Annotated in this window: 14 protein-coding genes; 7 read left to right on the top strand and 7 right to left on the bottom strand. The window is 72.6% G+C overall.

Annotation, left to right across the window (positions count from 1 at the left end; translation table 11 throughout):
- Positions 1 to 139 precede the first annotated feature (139 nt).
- Positions 140 to 1258, top strand: coding sequence for a phosphotransferase family protein (locus ACIG87_RS20280; RefSeq protein WP_396852276.1), 1119 nt, complete (start codon positions 140 to 142; stop codon positions 1256 to 1258).
- Entirely contained in the window at positions 1258 to 2469 is a 1212-nt protein-coding gene (locus ACIG87_RS20275; RefSeq protein WP_396852275.1) for an acyl-CoA dehydrogenase family protein, read from the top strand. The genes ACIG87_RS20280 and ACIG87_RS20275 overlap by 1 nt, the downstream gene beginning before the upstream one ends.
- Positions 2470 to 2577: 108 nt before the next feature.
- Here ACIG87_RS20275 and ACIG87_RS20270 read toward each other — a convergent pair whose 3' ends face one another.
- The 6 genes from ACIG87_RS20270 to ACIG87_RS20245 all read right to left on the bottom strand — a co-directional run bounded on the left by ACIG87_RS20270 (position 2578) and on the right by ACIG87_RS20245 (position 9189).
- Positions 2578 to 3624 carry a LacI family DNA-binding transcriptional regulator gene (locus tag ACIG87_RS20270; protein WP_396852273.1) on the bottom strand — a complete coding sequence of 349 codons (1047 nt, stop codon included), beginning with the start codon at positions 3622 to 3624 and terminating at the stop codon, positions 2578 to 2580.
- Between the two features lie 93 nt (positions 3625 to 3717).
- The gene (locus ACIG87_RS20265) at positions 3718 to 5151 is read right to left on the bottom strand and encodes a GH1 family beta-glucosidase (RefSeq protein WP_396852271.1); all 1434 of its coding nucleotides are present in this window, start codon (positions 5149 to 5151) and stop codon (positions 3718 to 3720) included.
- Positions 5148 to 5990 (bottom strand): carbohydrate ABC transporter permease, encoded by an 843-nt coding sequence (locus ACIG87_RS20260; protein ID WP_396852269.1) that lies wholly within the window; start codon positions 5988 to 5990, stop codon positions 5148 to 5150. Before ACIG87_RS20260 ends, ACIG87_RS20265 begins: the two co-directional genes overlap by 4 nt.
- A 14-nt stretch (positions 5991 to 6004) precedes the next feature.
- Positions 6005 to 6973 (bottom strand): carbohydrate ABC transporter permease, encoded by a 969-nt coding sequence (locus tag ACIG87_RS20255; RefSeq protein ID WP_396852268.1) that lies wholly within the window; start codon positions 6971 to 6973, stop codon positions 6005 to 6007.
- 115 nt (positions 6974 to 7088) lie between these two features.
- Positions 7089 to 8381 (bottom strand): ABC transporter substrate-binding protein, encoded by a 1293-nt coding sequence (locus tag ACIG87_RS20250; protein ID WP_396852266.1) that lies wholly within the window; start codon positions 8379 to 8381, stop codon positions 7089 to 7091.
- 262 nt (positions 8382 to 8643) lie between these two features.
- A complete protein-coding gene (locus ACIG87_RS20245) occupies positions 8644 to 9189 on the bottom strand; it encodes a plasmid pRiA4b ORF-3 family protein (protein ID WP_396852265.1) in 546 nt (181 codons plus the stop codon).
- 150 nt (positions 9190 to 9339) lie between these two features.
- Between ACIG87_RS20245 and ACIG87_RS20240 the strand changes: the two genes are divergently transcribed.
- Positions 9340 to 10125: a pyrimidine reductase family protein gene (locus ACIG87_RS20240; RefSeq protein ID WP_396852264.1), complete on the top strand. Its 786-nt coding sequence runs from the start codon at positions 9340 to 9342 to the stop codon at positions 10123 to 10125.
- 208 nt (positions 10126 to 10333) lie between these two features.
- Here the strand turns inward: ACIG87_RS20240 and ACIG87_RS20235 are convergent, their stop codons facing one another.
- Complete coding sequence (locus tag ACIG87_RS20235) at positions 10334 to 11875, bottom strand: M4 family metallopeptidase (RefSeq protein ID WP_396852263.1); 1542 nt, start codon at positions 11873 to 11875, stop codon at positions 10334 to 10336.
- Positions 11876 to 12320: 445 nt separating this feature from the next.
- On the opposite strand from ACIG87_RS20235, the gene ACIG87_RS20230 reads away from it, so the two are divergent.
- From ACIG87_RS20230 to ACIG87_RS20215, 4 genes are all read left to right on the top strand, one after another.
- Positions 12321 to 14081, top strand: coding sequence for an ATP-binding protein (locus ACIG87_RS20230; protein ID WP_396852261.1), 1761 nt, complete (start codon positions 12321 to 12323; stop codon positions 14079 to 14081).
- Between the two features lie 13 nt (positions 14082 to 14094).
- On the top strand, positions 14095 to 15243 hold the full coding sequence (locus ACIG87_RS20225; protein WP_396852260.1) for an exonuclease SbcCD subunit D: 1149 nt from the start codon (positions 14095 to 14097) through the stop codon (positions 15241 to 15243).
- On the top strand, positions 15243 to 17717 hold the full coding sequence (locus ACIG87_RS20220) for an AAA family ATPase (protein ID WP_396852258.1): 2475 nt from the start codon (positions 15243 to 15245) through the stop codon (positions 17715 to 17717). The genes ACIG87_RS20225 and ACIG87_RS20220 overlap by 1 nt, the downstream gene beginning before the upstream one ends.
- 90 nt (positions 17718 to 17807) lie before the next feature.
- Positions 17808 to 18776, top strand: a complete 969-nt coding sequence (locus ACIG87_RS20215) for a hypothetical protein (protein WP_396852257.1) — start codon at positions 17808 to 17810, stop codon at positions 18774 to 18776.
- Positions 18777 to 18787 lie beyond the last annotated feature (11 nt).

Below are 18787 nucleotides of genomic sequence, written 5' to 3'. Positions count from 1 at the left end.
CTCGGCGGGCCGACCGCGCACGGCCGGCAGGCTGGTTCCCAGCCTGCCGGCTGACCATTTCGCCCCTGTTGCCGTGGCATGTCCCCGGCGGAAAATCGCTGACCTTGACAACCCGGCTGACCTGCCATCAACTATTCGGATGACCGAGCCGGCCGTCGAGGCGTTCCCAGGCAGCGGCACCGGGACCGGTCCGACCTCGCCCGGGGCACCTGCGGCCCCGCCCGGCGCACCCCGGGGGCTGGATCTCGATCGGCTGGGCGGTTGGCTGGCCACGCACCGACCGGAGCTGGCCGACGGGCCGCTGCGGGCCACCCTGATCACCGGCGGCAAGTCCAACCTGACCTACCTGCTGCACGGTGGCGGGCGCGAGGTGGTGCTGCGCCGTCCACCGCTGGGGCACGTGCTGGCCACCGCGCACGACATGGCCCGTGAGCACCGGGTGATCGCCGCGCTCGCGCCGACCGCCGTGCCGGTGCCCGAGGCGCTGCTGCTCTGCGTCGACCCGGCGGTGATCGGCGCACCGTTCTACCTGATGCAGCGGGTGGCGGGCGAGGTGCTGCGTACCCGGGCGCAGACCGATCCGCTCACCGACGGGCAGCGCCGCGAGCTGGCCTGGACGATGATGGACACCCTCGCCGCACTGCACACCGTCGACCCCGACGAGGTGGGGCTGGCCGACTTCGGTCGCCCCGAGGGCTACCTCGGCCGGCAGGTACGGCGCTGGGCCGGCCAGCTCGACCGGTCCCGCAGCCGGGAACTGCCCGGGGTGGACGAGCTGCGGGACGCGCTGGCCGCCTCGGTGCCCGAGGGGGTGAACGCCGGCCGGATCGTGCACGGCGACTACCGGCTGGACAACCTGCTCACCACCGTCGACCCGGTGTCGGTGCGGGCGGTGCTGGACTGGGAGATGGCCACCCTGGGCGACCCGCTGGCCGATCTGGGGTTGTTGCTGACCTACTGGGACGTGCTCGGCGACAGTGACCTCGCCGAGGGCAACCCGGTCGCCGACGGGCTCGGCCCGCGTGCGGGTTTCCCCACCGGCGCCGAGCTGATCGACCGGTACGCCGGGCGCAGCGACGTCGACGTGGGGCCGCTGCACTGGCACCTGGCCCTGGGCTGCTTCAAGCTCGCGGTGATCTGCGAGGGAATCCACTACCGGCACACCCTGGGGCAGACCCTCGGCGGTGGTTTCGACCGGATCGGCGAGATGGTGACGCCGCTGGTCGAGCACGGTCTGCACGCGGTCAGGGAGAAGTGATGGACTTCGGGTACGACGCCCGCACCGTCGAACTGCGCGAGCGACTCGGCGCGTTCCTGGACGAGTGCGTCCTGCCGGCCGAGCCGGTGCACGCCGAGCAGGTCGCGGCGGCCGGTGACCCGTGGTCCCGCTCCCCGGTGCTCGCCGAGCTGAAGGCCGAGGCGCGTCGGCGCGGCCTGTGGAACCTCTTCCTGCCCGACCCGCGCTACGGCGCCGGGCTGACCAACCTCCAGTACGCCCCGCTGGCCGAGCTGACCGGCCGCAGCCCGCACCTGGCCCCCGAGGCGGTCAACTGCGCCGCCCCGGACACCGGCAACATGGAGCTGCTGGCCGAGTTCGGTTCCGAGGCGCAGCGCGAGCGGTGGCTGACTCCCCTGCTGGCAGGGGAGATCCGTTCGGCGTTCTGCATGACCGAGCCGGAGGTGGCCTCCTCCGACGCCACCAACATCGCCACCCGGATCGTCCGCGACGGCGACGAGTACGTGATCAACGGGCACAAGTGGTGGTCGTCCGGGGCGATGGACCCCCGCTGCGAGATCTTCATCGTGATGGGCAAGACCGACCCGGACGCCGACCGGCACCGCCAGCAGAGCATGGTGCTGGTCCCCCGGGACACCCCCGGGGTGAACGTCCGGCGGGGCATGACCGTCTTCGGCTACTCCGACGCCCCGCACGGCGGCCATGCCGAGATCGACTTCACCGACGTGCGGGTGCCGGCGGAGCACCTGATCGGCGTCGAGGGCACCGGGTTCGCCATCGCCCAGGCCCGGCTCGGGCCGGGCCGCATCCACCACTGCATGCGACTGGTGGGAATGGCCGAGCGGGCCCTGGAGCTGCTCTGCCGGCGGGCCAACCAGCGGATCGCGTTCGGCCGGCCGCTGGCCGAGCAGGGCGTGGTCCGGGAGTGGATCGCCGAGTCCCGGGTGCGGATCGAGCAGGCCCGGCTACTGGTGCTCAAGACCGCCTGGCTGATGGACACGGTCGGCAACAAGGGCGCGCACACCGAGATCCAGGCCATCAAGATCGCCACACCGGCGATGGCCGAGTGGGTGATCGACAAGGCGATCCAGGGGTACGGCGGCGCCGGGGTCAGTCAGGACACCCCGCTCGCCGGGCTCTGGGCCCAGGCCCGCACCCTGCGGCTCGCCGACGGCCCCGACGAGGTGCACCGGTCGTCCCTGGCCAAACGCGAACTGCGCCGCTGGTCCTGACCGCCGGCGCATCGGCGGCGGTCCGCTCGGCCGGTGCCGCTCCGGAGGGAACACCTCGCCGCCCGGCCGGGCGGGGACACCGGTGGAGGCCGGAGCTGTCGAAGCGCTTCAGGTGGAGGCACGCTGGATGAGCTCGGTGTCCAGCAGGATGTGCGGGGTGGGGATCTCGTCGCCACGGATTCGGGCCACCAGCAGTCGGGCCATCTGCCGACCCATCTCCTCCACCGGCTGGAAGACCGTGGTCAGCGGCGGATCGGCCTGCTGGGCGACCGGTGAGTCGTCGAAACCGATCATGGCGACGTCTTCGGGCACCCGGCGGCCCGCCTCGCGCAGCGTCCGCAGCGCGCCGAACGCCATCAGGTCGGAGGCGACGAAAACCGCGTCCAGCTCGGGGCAGGCGTCCAGCAGCCGCTTCATGCACGCCGCGCCGCTGCCCTCGCTGAAGTCCCCGTACGCGATCATGCGCGGGTCGAGCATGCCGACGGTGGCCTCCACCGCCTCCCGGTAGCCGACCAGCCGGGCCAGGCCCGCGCCCATGTCCTGCGGGCCGGCGATGGTGGCGATCCGTCGCCTGCCCTGTCGGGCCAGGTGCTGCACCGCGTTGCGGGCACCGCCGACGTTGTCGACGTCGACGAACCAGGACGGCCGGGCGCCGGGGCGCAGCATCCGGGCCGGCCGGCCGCCCAGCACGGTGGGCAGGTCACGCTCCTCCAGCAGGGTGGGCAGCGGGTCGGAGTCGTGCAGCGACAGCAGCAGGACCCCGTCGACGTGCTGGTTGGTCAGGTGGTTCTCGACCCGTTCCCGTTCGATCGGGGACTGCACCATGGCGAGCCAGAGTTGCAGCGGCGTCTCCAGCAGGCCGGAGCTGACGCCCCGGACGATGCCGGCGAAGAACGGCTCGGTGAAGACCCGCTCCCCCGACTCGGAGACCACCAGGGCGACCGAGTCGGTCCGCTGGGTGACCAGTGCCCGTGCCGCCCGGTTCGGGACGTACCCCAGCTCGGCGATGGCCTGCTGGACGGCGGCCCGCGCCTCCGGACTGACCTGGGGTGAGCCGTTGACCACCCGGGAGACCGTGCCCCGCCCGACACCCGCGCGGGCGGCGACCGCGTCGAGGGTCGGGCGCCCGAGTGACCGGGTGCGTTGCGTTGTCATTCGTCTGCTCCTCCGACGTCGGACGGTCCCCGCCGGCCGCCCCCGGGGGCGGGCGGCGCGGCAGGGCCGTCCGGAATGCTGGCTGGCCTCTGCCTATTGTGCGGCCAGACCGTTGCGTCGGATCACCTCGGCGTACCACCTGGCACTGGACTTGGGGATACGAACCTGGGTGTCGTAGTCGACCCAGACCATCCCGAAGCGCTTCGTGTAGCCCCAGGCCCACTCGAAATTATCCATCAGCGACCAGGCGAAGTAGCCCCGCAGGGGCACTCCCGCGCCGATCGCCTCGTGCGAGGCCCGCAGGTGGGCGTCGAAGTACGCCAGCCGGTCGACGTCGTCGACCTGACCGTCCTGCACCGTGTCGACGAAGGCCGAGCCGTTCTCGGTGACGTAGAGCGGCAGGTCGGTGTACTCCTCGTGGACCCGGCGCAGCGTCTCCACCAGGCCAGGGGCATCGATCTCCCAGTCCATGTCGGTGACCGGGACACCCCGGGTGACGAACCGGACGCCCTCGCTGCCCGGCCAGGACGACGGGGTCCGCCAGTACTTCTCCGGATCCTCGCCGGGCACCGGCGCGGCCACCACGTACCGGCTGTAGTAGTTGACGCCGACCATGTCCAGCGGGGTGGAGATGATCTCCAGGTCACCGTCGCGGACGTGTCCGAAGTCGGTCACCTCGCTCAGGTCGGCGGTCAGGTCGGCCGGGTACGACCCACGCAGCAGCGGGTCGAGGAAGAACCGGTTGGCCAGCCCGTCGATCCGGCGGGCCGCGTCGACGTCGGCGGGCGCGTCGCTGGCCGGGTCGACCGGGTAGAGGTTCACCGTGACGCCGAGCTGGGCCTGCGGCAACTTGGCCCGCAGGGCCTGCACGGCGAGGCCGTGGCCGAGCATGAGGTGGTGCCCGGCCCGGACCGCGTCGGCCCCGTCCGAGCGGCCGGGGGCGTGCGATCCGGAGCCGTAGCCGGCGAAGGCCGAGCACCACGGCTCGTTGAGGGTGGTCCAGTACTTCACCCGGTCGCCGACGGCGTCCGCCACCAGGGACGCGTAGTCGGCGAACCGACCGGCGGTGTCCCGGACCGGCCAGCCACCGGCGTCCTCCAACGGCTGGGGCAGGTCCCAGTGGTAGAGGGTGAGCCACGGCTCGATGCCGTTGGCCAGCAGCTCGTCGACGAGTCGCCGGTAGAAGTCCAGGCCCTGCTGGTTGGCGGCACCGGAGCCACCGGGCTGCACCCGGGGCCAGGAGACCGAGAACCGGTACGACTGGAGGCCCAGCTCGGCCATCAGCCGGACGTCGTCGGGCATCCGGTGGTAGTGGTCGCAGGCCACGTCGCCGGTGTGCCCGGCGACCACCCGCCCTTCGGTGTGACTGAACGTGTCCCAGATCGACGGCGTCCGGCCGCCCTCGGCGGCGGCCCCTTCGATCTGGTACGCGGCGGTCGCCGCGCCCCACAGGAAGCCGGGCGGGAAGGTCAGTTCCGGCCCCTGGTCGAGTACGCCGACGGCGGGCGGGTGGGTCGGGTTGCTCACGACTTGACGGCACCTTCCATGATGCCACCGATGATCTGGCGGCCGAACACGATGAACACGATCACCAGCGGCACGGTGCCGATGGCGGTCGCGGCGAACACCTGCGAGTAGTCGGTGTAGTAGGCGTACGACAGGAACGCCAGCGACACCTGCAGGGTCGGGTTCTCGGGGGTGAGCACGGCATACGGCCACAGGTAGGAGTTCCAGGTCTCCATGAAGGTGAGCAGGCCGAGCACGGCGGCGGCGGGGCGCAGCGCGGGCAGCACGATGTTCCAGAAGATCCGGAAGGTGCTGGCGCCGTCGACCCGGCCGGCCTCGATCAGCTCGTCGGAGATGGCCTGGATGGCGTACTGCCGCATCATGAACACGCCGAAGGCGCTGACCAGGAAGGGCACGGTCACCGCGTAGAGGGTGTCGTACCAGCCGAGGTCCTGGATCATGCCCCAGAGCGGGATCAGACCGAGCTGCGTCGGGATCATCATGGTCACGATGATCGTCAGCAGCAGGGCGTTGCGGCCCCGGAACCGCAGCTTGGCGAAGGCGAACCCGGCCAGCGACCCGGTGATCACCACCGAGACGGTGACCACGCTGGAGACGATCACCGAGTTGAGCAGGCCGGTGAGGAAGTTCGCCGCGTCGTTGTCGAGCACCCGGCCGAAGTTCGCGCCGAAATCGCCGGCCGGGGTGAACGGCGGCGGCACGTCGTTGATCTGGTCGAGGCTGCGGGTGGCGATGACCACCATGTAGTAGAAGGGGTAGATCGAGAAGAGCACCGCCACGACGAGTGCGACGTACAGCAGCGGGCTGGTGCGCCAGAGGCGCTGGGATGCCTGGTTCACGGTGCGGTCCTCACTTACTTCACCGAACGGCGGACGAGCAGGAAGTTCACCAGCGAGACCAGGGCGATCATGACGAACATCGCCCAGGCCACCGCGGCGCCGTAGCCGGCGGTGCTGAGGTTCTCGATGCCGAGTTCGTACATGTACATCGCCAGGGTCTGGAACTCGCGCTGGTCGCCACCGATGATGTTGCCGTTGCCGAAGACCAGCGGCTCGGTGAAGAGCTGGAGCCCGCCGATGGTGGAGAGGGTGACCACGAAGACGAAGGTCGGCATCAGCATCGGCAGGGTGATCTTCCAGAACTGCCGCCACTGGTTGGCGCCGTCGATCGCGGCGGCCTCGTAGAGGTCCTTCGGGATGGCCTGCATGCCGGCCAGCAGGATCAGCGTGTTGTAGCCGGTCCACCGCCAGTTGACCATGGAGGCGATGGCCGTCCAGGAGCTCCACTTCTGGGCGTCCCAGTCGACCGCGTCGATGCCGACCAGGCTGAGCATCCAGTTGATCAGGCCGAAGTCGCGCTGGAAGAGCATGCCGAAGACGATCGCCACGGCCGCGACGGAGACCACGTTGGGCATGAAGATGGCCATCCGGAACAGCGTCCGGGCCCGCAGGAAGGTGCGGTTGAGCATGGTGGCCAGGAAGAGCGCCAGGAGCAGCTGCGGGACGGTCGACAACACGAAGATGCCGAACGTGTTGATCGTGGCGTTCCAGAAGTACTCGTCGGTGAACAGTCGGGTGTAGTTGTCGAACCCGATGAAGGTGTGGTCACCGATGAGGTTCCAGTCGTGCAGCGACATCCACGCGGTGCGCAGCATCGGGTAGAACCCGAAGATGCCGAAGATCACGAAGAACGGAGCGATGTAGAGGTACGGCGAGACCTTGAGGTCGAGGCGGTTGAGCGTGATCGCCCGGCTGCGTCGCCGGGGAGGCGTGGGGGGTGGTGCGCTGGGCGACGGCGGCGCCGTCGTGGCCGAGAGGCTCATGCGGGGTCCTTTCCCGGCTCCGGCGGGGCCGGTGAGGCGGGCAGTACGCGGAACTGGACGCCATTGGTGGCGTCCGGGAGACTCCCGGACGCCACCGCCGGTGGTGGTGCAGCGATCAGAAGGCGCCCTGGGTCTTGGCGTCCTTCAGGAACTGCTCCCAGGCCTTGTCCTTGGGCGACTGGCCGCTCTCGTACGAGCGCAGCGCCGGCTCGAACGCGTTCTCCTTGACCGCCTGGTGCTTCGGGCCGAGGTGCAGCGGCTGGATCTTCTCGACGCTCTCACCGAAGATCTTTCCGGTCGGCGCGCCGCTGAAGTACTCGTTGGTGTAGCCGGTGAAGTCGGGGTTCTTCAGCGCTTCCAGGTTGGTCGGCAGCGGGCCCTTGAGCTTGAACGCCTCGACCTGGCTCTTCGCGCTGGTCAGGTACTCGGCGAGCTTCGCCGCCTCCTTGGGGAACTTGCTCTGGGTCGGCACGGCGAGCCAGGAGCCGCCCCAGTTGCCCGCGCCGCCGGGAACCGGTGCCACGTCCCACTTGCCCTTGTTCTCCGGGCCGGAGTTGTCCGCGACGATGCCGAGCATCCAGGACGGGCAGAAGGTGGCCGCGAAGGTGCCCTGCTTGAAACCGGCCGACCACTCGGGCGACCAGGTGGCGCTCTGCGAGGAGATCTTCGCGTCGGCCATCGCGACCGCGGTGTCCCACGCGGTCTTCACCGCCGCGCTCTTGTCGGCGACGACGTTGTCCTCCTTGTCGTAGAACAGGTCACCGCCCTGCTGGAACATGACCGCGCTGGCCGCGGTGGTGACCGAGTCGATCATGCCCTTGTTGGTGGCCGTCCGGTACTTCTTGCCGGTCTCGATGAAGGCGTTCCAGTCCGGCCAGAGCGCCGCCACCTGGTCCCGCTCGGTCGGCAGCTTGGCCGCCTGGAACAGGTCCTTGCGGTAGCAGACCGCGAGGCTGCCGACGTCGGTGGGCAGGCCGATCAGCCGGCCGTCCGCCGCCTTGCCCAGCTCCCACTTCCAGGGCAGGTAGTCCTTGCTGTGGTCGGACACCAGCGGCGCCAGGTCCGCCCAGTTGGCCGGGTTCGTCTTGAACTCGTTGAGGATGCCCTCCTCCAGGGCGACCACGTCGGCCGCGCCCTTGCCGGTGGCCAGCGCCCGGACCACCTTCGGCCGGTACTCGCCGAGCTGCGCGGTCTTGCGCAGCTCGACCTTGATCCCGGTGTCCTTCTCGTACTGCTTGACGATCTCGTCGTATCCGAACTCGCCGAAGGTGTCGACGACCAGCTTGCTGGGCTTGCCGCCGGACTCCTTGGCCTCGTCGTCCTTGCCGCAGGCCGCGAGACCGCCGATGGCGGTGACCGCGGCCAGGGCGGCGGCCGCAATGCGGGTACGCCGCGTGGTGACGCTCATCCTGACCCCTTTTCGATGGTGAGGCTGGGTGGGTGTGGTGGGGGGTGCCGTACCGCGTCCCGGGCCGGTCCGGCGTCGGCCGCCGGTCGGTCGGAGGTGGTCGCGGGTGATCCGCACCACGCCCTGGGAACGCTCCCATGAGATTGCCGGCAGGTGTCGGGGGTGTCAATAGACCGTTGGGAGCGTTCCCAGATCGTTACCAGCTATCGCGTTTTAACCCGATCGATATGAGGACCGGGGCGTGCCGCCGGGCCGGCGAAGGTCAGCAGAAGCGGCGCAGCAGGGTGGTCGCCCGGTCCGCGTCGAAGGCCGCCGGGTCGTGCCGTCGGCCCACCCAGTCCCGCATCGTGGCGTGCTCCGGGTGGGTCGGATCGGCAAGCGCGGCCAGCAGCAGCAACTGCCCGGCGGGGCCGCCGACGCCCTCCGGCGGACAGGCCCGCGCACCCTCCGGGCAGCTCGGATAGCGCTCGTCCGGGTCCGCGGCGAGGACGTCCTCCACCACCATGTCGTGCTCCCACCAGTCGCCGAAGTCGTAGAGGTAGCCGAACCGGCTGCCCTTGCCGGCCACCGCGTCCAGCCGGGTGTCCAGCTCGTCGCGGATCGCCGGCTCGGCGCCCGGGTCGGGCTCGCCGTACTGCACCCCGTCGATCTCGAACGAGTGCAGGTGGCAGTCCCGCCAGCCCATGGCGTGCTGCACCACCCGGTGCAGCCGGTCGAGGGTGTAGCCGCCGGGGACCAGCACCCGCCGCCAGATCGACGGGCGGACCCCGGTGAGGGACACCTTCAGCTGGAAGATCTGACGTGGCATGCTGGCCCCTCCACCCACCGCATAGGCTGCCGGCATGATCTGCCGAGCGTGCCGACAGCGGCGGCACGACGACTGCCCCGGCCGGAAGTGGTGCGACTGTCAGCACCGTACCCCCGTACCCACCCCTCCGGTCACCGGTCCGGCCGGCGAATGAGCGTCGGAATCCCGATCTGCCGGGTCTGGCCCACGCCGGCCACCGGCCCGCTGGACGACGCCGAACTCACCGCGCTCTACGCCCGCGCCGACACCCCCCGGCTGCGGGTCAACTTCGTCTCCAGCGCCGACGGCGCGGTCACCGTGGACGGCTACTCCGCCGGGCTCTCCGGCGAGCCGGACAAGCGGGTCTTCGGCCTGCTCCGGATGCTCTGCGACGGGCTGCTGGTGGCCGCCGGCACCCTGCGACACGAGGGCTACCGGGCGGTGCGGCTCAGTGCGCCGCGCCGGGCCTGGCGTCGCGCGCACGGCCTGGCCGAGTATCCGACGCTGGCGGTCGTCTCCCGGTCGCTGCGGCTCGACCCGGCACAGGCCGCCTTCGCCGACGCCCCGGTGCGTCCGGTGGTGCTGACCACCGAGACGGCCGTCGCGCCCCCGGGGCTCGCCGACGCCGTCGACCTGGTCCGGGTCGGCCGGGACACCGTCGACCTCGCCGCCGGCCTGGCCGCGCTGCGCCGACGGGGGCTGGGCCACCTGCTCTGCGAGGGCGGCCCGCACCTGTTCGGCGCGCTCACCTCGGCCGACCTCGTCGACGAACTCTGCCTGACCGTCGCCCCGCTGCTGGCCGGGGCGGGTCCGGGGCGGATCGCAGCCGGCCCGGACGGTCCACCCCGGCAGCTTCCGCTGCGGCACGCGCTGGCCGCCGCGGACGGTGTGCTGATGCTGCGCTACGCCCGCGACGCGCCCGACCCGACGCCCGCCTGGGCCGCGCCGGCCGGCTGAGGCCCGCCGGGGCGACGGTCCGGCGTCCGCGCCGGTCGGCGACCGCGCGCGGCGACAGCCCCGTCACCCGACCGGCATCCCGGGGGTACGCGGACCCGTCCGGCCCGGCCACGGCGAAGGGCGCGGGCACACCGTCCGGTGTGCCCGCGCCCCACCCGCACGGGATGGGCCGGCGGCGACGGAGAAGGCCGTCGACGCCGGCCCGGGATCAGCTGACGCTCACGCCCGCCCAGGCGGCGGCGACCGTCTTGTACTCGGTGCTGGTCGCGCCGTACAGGTCGGTAGCGGCCGACAGGGTCGCGGTACGGGCGCCCTTGTAGTTGGTGGTGGTGGTCATGTAGCGGGTCAGCGCCCGATACCAGATCGCCCCGGCCTTGGTGTTGCCGATGCCGGTGATGGTGGTGCCGTTGCAGGTCGTGCTGGTGCCGTACGACGAGGTGCCGCTGCCGACGGCGAGCAGGTAGAAGAAGTGGTTCGCCACGCCCGAGGAGTAGTGCACGTCCAGCCCGCCGACGGAGCTGCTCCAGCAGTCCGCCGACTTGCCGTCCTTGGAGGGCTTGTCCATGTAGCGCAGCGGCACGCCGGTGCTGCGCAGCTTCTCACCGATCAGGTAGTCGCCCGGGTCCTTGGCGGTGCCGGCGTAGAACTCGACCAGGGTGCCGAAGATGTCGCTGGTGGCCTCGTTGAGGCCACCGGACTCGCCGCTGTAGCGCAGCCCGGCGGTGTTGCTGGTGACGCCGTGGGTCATCTCGTGCCCGGCCACGTCGAGCGAGGTCAGCGGGTACCAGCCGGAGCCGCCGTCGCCGTAGGTCATGCAGAAGCACGAGTCGGACCAGAAGGCGTTGGCGTAGTTGCTGCTGTAGTGCACCCGGCTGTACGCGCCGACGCCGTCGTTACGGATGCCGTTACGGCCGTGCACGCTCTTGTAGTAGTCCCAGGTCTTCTGCGCGCCGAAGGCGGCGTCGGCGGCGGCGGTCTGCCGGTTGGTCAGGGTGCCGTTGCCGAAGACGTTGTTGGTGCTGGTGACCAGGGTGCCGGTGCCGCTGGTGCCGCCGTTGAGGTCGTAGGTGCGGTGGTTGCCCCGGGCCGGGTCGGCGAGCTGGTAGGTGCTGCCGGAGAGGTTGCTGCCCACCGAGACCGTGCCGGAGTGGTAGGTGTTGCCGGTGCCCTCGCGCTGCACCCCCTCCCACGAGTCGCGGACCGCGCCGGTGGTGGCGTCCACCAGCACGTGCAGCTCGCTCGGGGTGCCGTCGGCGTGCGTGCCGGCCACCACCACCTCGTAGGCGAGGGTGGTCGCCGTGTCGTCGGCGTCGAAGACCAGCTGCGCGCCGGCGACGGAGCGTCCCCCGGCGGTCGATGCGGCGTACGCGATCCTGCCGGCGGCGGCCTCGCTGAGCTTGGCCTTCGGGGCGCGCCGCGGGGCGCTGGCGAGGCGCTGGCTCGCGCCGCGCCAGGAGTCGCCCTTGCCGAGGTGGACGACCACGTCGCCGCCGAGGACGGGCAGGCCGTCGGAGTAGCGGTTGAGCCGGACGTGCTCGGTGCCGTCGGCGTCGGTCACCACGCTGCGCGGGGTGAACGTCTGGCCGTCGGCCGCGAGGCCGGCGTCGGAGTGGGCCTTGAGCTGTGCGACGGCGCGGGCGAACGGGTCACCGGCTCCGGCGGGCGCGGCGGTGGCCGCGGTGGGCACCGTGACGACGGTGGCCAGGAGAGCGGCCGTGGCGAGACCGCTCATCAGGGGGGTTCGGCGCATCGGGGTTCTGCCTCCCACAAGGACAGCCGGGGGGGGTGCCGGCTGACGAGGACCCGGCGGTGATGGACCGCGGGCCAGCCACGTGTCCGCAGGTTACGGACGTGGCACCAAGCATCGGGGAACAGAAGTTCCTCGATCTCGGCTGTGACTATTCTGAGCCCAACCGGCCCTTTTCTGTCACGCCCAAGGTGGGGTTTTTTTCGAGAGATTCCCGGTACCCCCCGCCACCTGCCGAAACGACGCCACCCCGGGCCGGAACATCCACCGCGGGTGACGGGCCGATGCCGACCGGTCACCGCAACGGGCGGCAACGGTCGCCGAGCCGGCCAACCGGTCGCCCGCCCGACGTGGTGTCCGCCGCGTCGCGTGGCAACCTGTCGCACTCCTCGGGCAGGATGCAGGGCGTGCGCCCTGACCGAGACGACCAGCTGACCGGAGCCCGCGGATGACCGACGACCGGATCGACGGCCGGATCGACAGCCCCGGCGAGCCCGTCGGTCGGGTGCTCGGCACCGCCGACGCCACCCCGTTGCAGTTCTGGACGGCCGTCTCGCCGGGCAGCTACCTCCAGCTCGACGACGTGGTGGTCACCCGCCGCGAGCTGCCCGACCGGGAACCGGTCACCATCGCCGGGGTGGTCACCCAGGTCCGGGCCCGACACGAGGGCGCCCAGTTCGAGTCGGACGTCTTCGCCATCGCCGACGGCACCCTCCCGGCCCAGGTGCAGGAGGCCGCCGAGATCACCACCACCCGGGTCGACCCCGAGCTGTACGTGCCGCCCGCGCCGGGCGCGACGGTCCACCGGGCCGAGGGCGACGCCCGCGCCCGCGCGCTGCACTTCGACCGGATGGAGCGGCGGATCCCGATGGGGATGGGCCGCGACGGCGTCCCGGTCTACCTCAACGCCGACTTCCTGGACGGCAGCCGGGGCGCGCACGTGTCGATCTCCGGCATCTCCGGGGTGGCCACCAAGACCAGCTTCGCCACCTTCCTGCTCTACTCGGTCTTCCGTTCCGGGGTGCTCGGCGGCGACGCGGTCAACGCCAAGGCGCTGATCTTCAACGTCAAGGGCGAGGACCTGCTCTTCCTCGACCACCCCAACGCCCGCCTCGACGATCCCACCCGGGCCGCGTACGCCAAGCTGGGGCTGGCCGCCGGGGCCTTCCCCGACGTGCGGGTGTACGCCCCGCCCAGGGTCGGCGACGCCTCCGGCACCCCCGACGTGAGCAGCCGGCTCACCGGCGTGGACGCCTTCTACTGGACGCTGAGCGAGTTCTGCGCCGACCGGCTGCTGCCGTACGTCTTCGCCGACGCCGACGACGAACGCCAGCAGTACACGATGGTGGTCCACTCGGTCACCGCCCACCTGGCCCGCTACGCCCAGCCCGCCGACGGTGGGGTCAGCATCGACGGGGTGCGGCTCGGCTCCTACGCCGACCTGGTCGACCATGTGGTCGACCAACTCAACGACGACGAGACCCGGGGCGACTGGGCGGGCAGCGCGGTCGGCCTGGGCACGGTCAACGCCTTCGCCCGCCGGCTGATCGGCAGCAAGAAGGACCTGGGCCGGCTGATCCGGGGCGACCTGGCCACCCGCCGCCCGCACGCGATCAACACCGCCGAGAGCGCCCAGGTCACCGTCGTCGACCTGCACAACCTGCCCGACCGGGCGCAGCGCTTCGTGGTCGGGGTGACGCTGCGCGGCGAGTTCGAGCGCAAGGAGAAGGCCGGCACCGCCAAGCCGCTGCTCTTCGTCGTCCTCGACGAGCTCAACAAGTACGCGCCCCGGGAGGGCTCCTCACCGATCAAGGAGGTGCTGCTCGACATCGCCGAGCGGGGCCGCTCGCTCGGGGTGATCCTGGTCGGCGCGCAGCAGACGGCGAGCGAGGTGGAGCGACGGATCGTCACCAACTCGGCGATCCGGGTGGTCGGCCGGCTCGACCCGGCCGAGGCGTCCCGCCCGGAGTACGGCTTCCTCCCGCCGGCCCAGCGGCAGCGGGCGCTGCTGGCCAAGCCGGGCACGATGTTCGTCAACCAACCGGACATCCCGGTTCCGCTCTGCCTGGAGTTCCCCTTCCCGGCCTGGGCGACCCGGGTCTCCGAGGCCGGCCGGGCCCCGTCGGAGACGCTGCGCTCGATCACCGGCTCGGTCGACCCGTTCGCCGTGGTCGGTTCGGGCGGCGCCGACGACGACATCCCGTTCTAGGGGGCTGGCAGCCATGAAGATCCTGCACACCTCCGACTGGCACGTCGGCAAGGTGCTCAAGGGACAGTCCCGGGCCGAGGAGCACAAGCAGGTGCTGGCCGGGGTCATCGAGATCGCCCACGCCGAACGCCCCGACCTGGTGATCGTCGCCGGCGACCTGTACGACACCGCCGCCCCCACCCCGGAGGCGACCCGGCTGGTCACCCGGGCGCTGACCGCGCTGCGCCGGACCGGGGCCGACGTGGTGGCGATCGGCGGCAACCACGACAACGGCCAGGCCCTCGACGCGCTGCGCCCCTGGGCGGAGGCGGCCGGCATCACCCTGCGCGGCGGGGTACGGGAGAACCCGGCCGAGCACGTCATCGACGGCGTCACCGCCGACGGGGAGCGGTGGCAGCTCGCCGCGCTGCCCTTCCTCTCCCAGCGGTACGCCGTCCGGGCGGTGGAGATGTACGAGCTGACCGCCGCCGAGGCCACCCAGACGTACGCCGACCACCTCGGCCGGGTGCTGGCGAAGCTGACCGAGGGCTTCACCGAACCGGACCGGGTGCACCTGGTCACCGCCCACCTCACCGTGGTCGGGGCGACCACCGGCGGCGGCGAACGCGACGCGCACACCGTGCTGGGCTACGCCGTGCCGGCGACGGTCTTCCCGGGCAACGCGCACTACGTGGCCCTGGGGCACCTGCACCGCTCGCAGCGGGTGATCGGGCCGTGCCCGGTCCGCTACAGCGGCAGCCCGCTCGCGGTCGACTTCGGCGAGCAGGAGAACGTCTGCTCGGTGACGCTGGTCGAGGTGAGCGCGCGTTCCGCCGCGCGCATCCGGGAGGTGCCGGTGCCGGCGGCGGTGCCGCTGCGGACGGTGCGCGGCACCCTCGCCCAGTTGGCCGAGGCGACTCCGCCGGAGGGCTGGCTGCGGGTGTTCGTCCGCGAACAGCCCCGGGCCGGTCTGCGCGAGGAGGTGCAGGAGCTGCTCCCCCGCGCGCTGGAGATCCGGATCGACCCGGAGCTGCTGCCCGCGCCGGGCAGCGGCACCCGGGTCGCCCAACGGGCCGGCCGGTCCCCCCGCGAGCTGTTCGCCGACTACCTGGGCAGCCGGGGCCACGACGACGACGGGGTCCGGGAGCTCTTCGACGAGTTGCTGGAGGAGGCGGAGCGCTGATGCGACCGATGCGGCTGGACCTGGCGGGCTTCACCGTCTTCCGCGACGAGACCACCGTCGACTTCACCGACGCCGACTTCTTCGCCCTGGTCGGGCCGACCGGCTCCGGCAAGTCGACGGTGCTGGACGCGATCTGTTTCGTCCTCTACGGCTCGGTGCCCCGCTGGGGTGGCAGCCGGGGGTTGGCCAACGCGCTCGCCCCGTCGGCGGTGGAGGCCCGGGTCCGGTTGGTCTTCGAGTCGGCCGGCGACCGGTACGTGGCGACCCGGGTGGTCCGCCGGGACGGCCGCGGCACCGTCAAGACAGCCAATGCCGGGTTACAGCTGATGCCGCCCGGCTTCGACATCACCAAGCTGGACACCGGCCTCAGCCCGGAGGATCTGGGCGAGGTGCTGGCCGGCACCCCGGCCGAGATGGAACAGGCCGTGCTGGACGCGGTCGGGTTGCCGTACGAGCAGTTCACCTCCTGCGTGGTGCTGCCGCAGGGGCAGTTCGCCGACTTCCTGCACGCCAAGCCGGCCACCCGGCAACAGATCCTGGTCAACCTGCTCGGTCTCGGCGTCTACGAGGACGTGCAGAAGCGGGCCACCGAGCGGGCCGGGCAGGCCGAGGCGAAGCTGGAGGCGGTCGCCCGGGTGCTCGGCGGGTTGACCGACGTCGACGACGAGACGCTGGCTGCCGCGTCCGCCCAGGTCGAACGGATTCGTGCGCTGTCCGGGGTGGTCGCGGCGGCCGTACCGGAGCGGGAGCTGGCGCGGGCGACGGCGCGGGCGGCCACGGCGGCGCTGGCCGCGCTCGACGCCGATCTGGCCGGGCTGGCCGGGGTGCGGGCCCCGGCCGGGGTGGCCGAGGTGGCCCGCGCGGTGAGCGCGGCCCGGGAGGCGGTCGACGCGGCGGCCCGCACGGTGACCCTGGCCGAGGAGCGGGAGGAGAAGCTGCGCGGCGAGCTGGCCGGCGCGGGCGACGAGAGCGCGCTGCGGCTGTTGCTGCGCGCGTACGCCGACGCGGAACGGTTGACCGGCGAGGCGGACACCGTCGGCGCGGCGCTGGAGGCGGCGCGGGTCGAGCACGACGCGGCGGTGGCGGCGCTCGACGCGGCCCGGGAGGCGGCGGCGCGGGCCGAGGCCGAGCTGGAGGCGGCGTTCCGGGCGCACGAGGAGGCCAAGGCCACCGACCAGGCGGTCGCGTTGCGGGCCCACCTGGTCGACGGCGCGACCTGCCCGGTGTGCGCGCAGCCGGTGCCCCGGGTGCCTCCGGTGCCGGCCGGCTCGGCGGTGGCGGCGGCGACCGCCGCCGGCAAGACGGCTCGGGCGGCCAGCAAGGCCGCGCAGGCGCTGGTCGACGAGCGGGACGCGGCGGCCCGGGAGCGGGACCGGATGCTGGTGCGGGTCCGGGCCCAGCACGACCAGCTGCGCGGCCGGCTGACCGACCTGGCCGGGCAGCTCGCCGGTGCGGCCAGCCCGGCGGCGCTGCACGACCAGCTCGCCGAGCACGCCCGGCTGCGGCAGGCGCTGGACGAGGCGGCGGCGGCGGTGCGTACCGGCCGGGACGCCGCCCGGCGGGCCCGGGGGGCGGCGGACGCCGCCGAGGAACGGCTGCGGGCCGCCTGGCGGGACTTCGACACCACCCGGGACGGACTGGCCCGGTTCGGTCCGCCGGCCGCCGACCGGGACGACGTCGGCGCCGCCTGGACGACCCTGGTCGAGTGGGCCGGCGCGCAGGCCCGGCAGCGGCAGGCCGACCGGGACGGACTGGTCGCCTCGGTGACCGAGGCGCAGTCTGCCGCCGAGGCGGTCGAGGAGCGGATCGCCGGCCTGCTCAGCGCTGCCGGGCTGCGCCCCGCCGACGACCCGGCGCAGGCGGTCGCGGTGGCCGCCGAGCGGGCCGAGGCCGACCTGCGGCGGATCACCGAACGTCGCGCGCAGGCCCTGGAACTGCGGGAACAACGCGCCGGGCACGAGCAGCAGGCGCGTACCGCCCGCGCGCTGGCCGGGCACCTGCGGGCCAACAACTTCGAGCGGTGGCTGCTGGCCGAGGCGCTGGACCTGCTGGTCGGGGGCGCGTCGGGGATTCTGCGGGAGCTGTCCCAGGGTCAGTACGACCTGGTCCACGACAAGGGCGAGTTCTTCGTGGTCGACCACCACGACGCGGGGCTGCGCCGGGCGGTGCGGACGCTGTCCGGCGGGGAGACGTTCCAGGCGTCGCTGGCCCTGGCGCTGGCCCTGTCCGAGCAACTCGCCGGGATGTCCACCACGGCGGCCAGCCTGGAGTCGATCGTGTTGGACGAGGGGTTCGGCACCCTCGACGCGGCCACCCTGGACATCGTCGCCGCGACCCTGGAGAGCCTGGCCGCCCGGGGTGACCGGATGGTCGGCGTGGTCACCCACGTGCCGGCGCTGGCCGAACGGATTCCGGTGCGCTTCGAGGTCCGCAAGGACGCCCGCACCGCCCACATCGAACGGACCGGCCGGTGAGCGCGAGGAGTGCAGCGCAGCGCAGCCCCGCAGCCGCAAACGAAAGGCTGGCACCGTGAGCGCGAGGAGCGCAGCGCAGCGGAGGGTGACGTGACCGGGCCGCGGCTCTTCGTGGACACCTGGGATCCGTCCTACGGGGCGTCGTTCGAGGCGACCCCGGGCGGGCCGGCGACGCCGAGCAGCGCCCAGGTCGACGCCGACGTGGAGCTGCCGGCGGTGGACTGGCGGGCGATCGGCCCCCGCCCCGGGGTGGCCGCCCCGGCGGTCGTGCTGCTCGTCGACGGGGTACGCCGGATCGACGCCAGCGTGTGGACGGCCGAGGAGGACGGTGCCTCGTACCCGGGGATCGCCGCCTCGTACGCGGCCGGGGTGGTCCGCTGCGACCTGGAACGCGGCGCGGCGGAGCTGGCCGGGGCGCGGGTGGGCCGGGGTCTGTTCACGGCCAGCCCGTCGGCGCAGGAGGTGCGGTGCGGGCAGGTGCGCTACCCGGTGCACCGGGTCGGCGGCACCGGTGAGTTGAGCAAGCTGCCGGCGGCGGTGCAGGCCCCGCTGACCGCGTTGGAGGTGGCCGTCTCCGATGCCGCCCGCACCGACGGGGACCTGCTGGTGGTGGACGGTCCGCTACGGGCCCGCCGGCAACTGCCGCGCGCCCTGGGCTACATCAAGACCCAGCACAGTCAGTACCTCGACGCCCGGCTCACCGCCGTGGTCACCGGGTTGGGCTCCGGCGAGCGGTCCCCGGTGTTCCGGCTCGGCACCGCCTGGGGCGGCTGGTCGTGGTACCTGCGGCTGCCGGTGACGGTGGGCGCGCCCTGGGCCGGTGTCGTCCGGTTGGAGTGCTCGGCCGACCTGCCACCGCAGGAGGCGATCGCAATGGCCGACCTGTCGCTTGTCACCCTGCCCCGGTTCGCCTCGTCGCCGTACAAGGACCCGCGGGCCCCGCAGAACCTGGTGCCGATCGCCGGCTTGGAGCGGCGGCTGCGGGGGCTGCTGGGCGACGCGCGGCTACTGCACCGGGCACTGACCATGGCCACCCGGCACGGTCGGGTGCGCCGCTGATGGGCCGCCGT

The sequence above is a fragment of the Micromonospora sp. NPDC051925 genome (assembly GCF_044548625.1).
GTDB lineage: Bacteria > Actinomycetota > Actinomycetes > Mycobacteriales > Micromonosporaceae > Micromonospora.
Note: the sequence above shows the minus strand (reverse complement) of the source record. Positions and strands in the feature narration are given on the sequence as shown.